This is a genomic window from Thioclava dalianensis (genome assembly GCF_000715505.1).
Taxonomy (GTDB): Bacteria; Pseudomonadota; Alphaproteobacteria; order Rhodobacterales; family Rhodobacteraceae; genus Thioclava; species Thioclava dalianensis.
Genome location: NZ_JHEH01000076.1, coordinates 1 through 3,779, shown reverse-complemented (window position 1 = coordinate 3,779; position 3,779 = coordinate 1). Strand labels below are relative to the sequence as shown.

1 protein-coding gene is annotated in these 3,779 nt (G+C 66.1%); it reads left to right on the top strand.

Features of this window, described 5'->3' with window-relative positions; translation table 11 throughout:
• On the top strand, positions 1–3,779 hold a 3,779-nt coding region (locus tag DL1_RS20430), incomplete at both ends, for a bifunctional class I SAM-dependent methyltransferase/DEAD/DEAH box helicase (protein ID WP_038070172.1).

Sequence of the window (3,779 nt, the reverse complement as noted above, 5' to 3'; positions counted from 1 at the left end):
GTGCTTGGGACTGGAAGCTCGCCTATGAGGCCGGCGAGGTGGCGCTGGTTCTGTTCTTGCGGAAATTCGGCCGCGCCCTTCTCGCCCGGGCGGGCTCGCCTGCGGCGCTCTTGCCGATCCTCGCCAAGGTGGCAGGCCTCTTGCCCACGCACACCCGGCGGTCGGAAGAGATGGAGCGCTTTCAGCAATTCTCGACGCCGCTGCCCATGGGGCTCGCGGCTGTGGCGGCAGCACAGATCACGGCCCGTGATCTTGTCCTAGAGCCGTCTGCCGGGACCGGGCTTCTGGCGATCCTCGCCGAGATCGCCGGCGGCACTCTGGCTCTGAACGAGTTGGCGGACACTCGCGCCGATCTTCTGCGCCTGCTGTTCCCGGCCCGACCGGTCAACCGGTTCGATGCCGCGCAGATCGATGATCATCTCGACGCCTGCTCAAGCCCGAGCGTCATCCTGATGAACCCGCCCTTCTCGGCCCAAGCCAATGTCGATGGTCGGTCGACCGAGGCGACGGCCCGGCATCTGCGCTCGGCCCTCGCGCGTCTGGCCCCCGGCGGACGGCTCGTCGCCATCACCGGAGCCGGTTTCGCGCCGGATGCGTCGGCCTGGGCCGAGACATTCGGCCGTCTGACCGAGACGGCCCATTTCGTCTTCACCGGCGCGGTGTCGGGAGCAGCTTTCGCCAAGCACGGCACCAGCTTTGAGACGCGGATTTCTGTCTTCGACAAATGCCGTGGCGGCGAGCCGGGCGGCACCACCGCAGACCTGCGCCAACCCATGTCTAGGGACGTGGCGCATCTGATGTCCCGGGTCACTGCAGAGGTTCCCCCGCGCCTCGAACTAGAACAGGCCGCAAATGCGGGTCTGGGCCACTCTTCCCTCTTCCCGGGAAATTCTCACCTCACCACCCGCAAACCCGTCAGCCGATCCCGTGCGACGTCTGCGACTCTACCGGCGAAATCAGACACACCGATCGAGGCCGAGGAACTAAACTACGCAACTCGCGATGCCGCCGAGGACGAAGATGCCGCACGGCTGTCCGACGCGATCTACGAGACCTTCCGTCTGCAGGCTATCGACATCCCAGACGCCGCATCGCACCCGACCAAGCTTGTGCAATCGGCGGCCATGGCCTCTGTCGCACCTCCGAAACCCAGCTATCGCCCCAAGCTTCCGGCGACCATCCTGCGCGACGGCCTGCTGTCCGACGCGCAGCTTGAGACCGTCATCTACGCGGGGGAGGCGCATGGCGCGCATCTCGCCGGATCGTGGACCGTGGATGAAACCGGCGATATGGTCTCGGCCGCTCCCGAGGATGCCGCTGACGCAGTCCGTTTCCGGCGGGGCTTTTTCCTCGGCGATGGTACGGGGGCAGGCAAGGGCCGTCAGTCGGCCGGGATCTTGCTCGACAACTGGGCCCGAGGAAGACGCAAGGCGCTGTGGATATCAAAGAGCGACAAGCTGCTGGAAGATGCACAGCGCGACTGGTCGGCGCTCGGGCAGGAGCGCCTGCTGGTGACGCCGCTGTCGCGTTTCGCGCAGGGCCGTGACATCCCTCTGACCGAGGGTATCCTCTTCACCACCTATGCGACGCTGCGCTCGGAAGAACGGGGTGCCAAGAAATCCCGCGTCGACCAGATCGTCGACTGGCTCGGGGCGGATTTCGACGGGGTGATCCTCTTCGACGAAAGCCATGCCATGGCGAATGCTGCCGGCGGCAAAGGCGAGCGGGGCGATACCATGGCCTCGCAGCAGGGCAGGGCGGGCCTGCGCCTGCAGCACAAACTGCCCAATGCCCGCGTGGTCTATGTCTCGGCCACGGGCGCAACGACGGTCCACAACCTCGCCTATGCTCAGCGGCTCGGGCTCTGGGGTGGTGAAGACTTCCCCTTCGCGACGCGGGCGGAATTCGTGCAAGCCATCGAAGCTGGCGGCGTCGCCGCGATGGAGGTCCTCGCCCGCGACCTGCGGTCCCTCGGCCTCTACACGGCGCGCTCGCTGTCCTATGACGGTGTCGAATACGAGATGCTGGAGCATGCGCTCAGCCCCGAGCAGCGCGGCATTTATGATGCCTATGCCGGGGCCTTCGCCATCATCCACAACAACCTGACCGCGGCGCTGGAGGCGGCGAACATTTCCGGCGCGGCCGACGGGCCGAGCGGGTCGGGCACACTGAACCGTCAGGCGAAATCCGCTGCGCGGTCAGCTTTCGAGAGCGCCAAACAGCGCTTCTTCGGCCATTTGCTCACCTCGATGAAGACCCCCACGCTGATCGCCTCCATCGAGGCCGATCTCGCGGCAGGTCATGCCGCCGTCATCCAGATCGTCTCGACCGGCGAGGCGCTGATGGAGCGCCGCCTGTCGGAGATCCCGACCGAGGAGTGGAACGACATCCGCGTTGACATCACCCCGCGGGAATACGTCCTGGATTACCTCGCCCATTCCTTCCCGGTGCAGCTCTACGAGCCTTTCACCGACAGCGAGGGCAACCTCTCGTCGCGACCCGTCACGCGCGACGGCCAACCGGTGGAGTGCCGCGAAGCCGTCCGGCGTCGTGACGCGCTGATCGAGAAACTGGCTTCGCTTCCGCCCGTGCCGGGTGCACTCGACCAGATCGTCCAGCGCTTCGGCACCGATCTCGTGGCCGAAGTCACAGGGCGCTCACGGCGCGTCGTGCGCAAGGGCGAAGGGCATTCGGCACGGCTCGTGGTGGAGAACCGGGCCGGAGCCGCGAACCTCACTGAGACCCAAGCCTTCATGGATGACGAAAAGCGTATCCTGATCTTCTCGGATGCCGGCGGCACCGGGCGCAGCTATCACGCCGATCTCGGGGCGAAGAACCAGCGCCTGCGGGTTCACTATCTTCTCGAACCTGGTTGGAAGGCAGATGCGGCGATCCAGGGGCTCGGGCGGACCAACCGCACCAATCAGGCACAGCCGCCGCTGTTCCGGCCGGTGGCCACCGATGTCAAAGCGGAGAAGCGGTTCCTGTCGACCATTGCGCGACGTCTCGACACGCTTGGCGCTATAACGCGCGGCCAGCGCCAGACCGGCGGGCAAGGGCTGTTCCGGCCCGAAGACAACCTCGAGTCGCCCTACGCCCGCGACGCCCTGCGCCAGCTTTACCGCCGCATCTATCGCGGCGATTTGGCCGGATGTTCGCTCGGGGCTTTCGAGGATGCGACCGGGCTCAGTCTGACCGATGATAACGGGCTGAAGGATGACCTGCCGCCGATCACGACCTTCCTCAATCGCCTGCTGGCGCTGACGATCGACATGCAGGCCGTGCTGTTCGCGGCCTTTGAGGAATTGCTAGACCAGAGGATCGAGGGCGCCATCGCCGCCGGGGTCTATGATCTCGGGCTCGAAACACTCCGTGCCGAGAGCTTCCGGGTGACCGACGCACAGGTCATCTACACCCATCCGGGCTCCGGCGCGGAAACCAAGCTTCTCACCATCGCGGAAAAGCGCCGCAACACGCCGCTGTCGCTGGTTGATGCGCTCGACTGGCTGGATGATCCGAAGGCGCGTCTTCTCATTAACAGCCGCTCGGGCCGGGCTGCCGTGCAGGTTCCCGCCACCAGTCACATGCTGGACGATGGGACCATCGAGCCGCGCCTGCGCCTGATCCGCCCGCTTGATGCCAGCACGGTCCCGGCCAAGGTCATGGAGGACACCCACTGGCTCGAGGCCGACCGCGCGGCCTTCACTGCGGCGTGGACTGCGGAACTGGCCGAGGTGCCGGAGTTCTCCGAAGCCACGCTGCACATCGTGGCAGGTCTG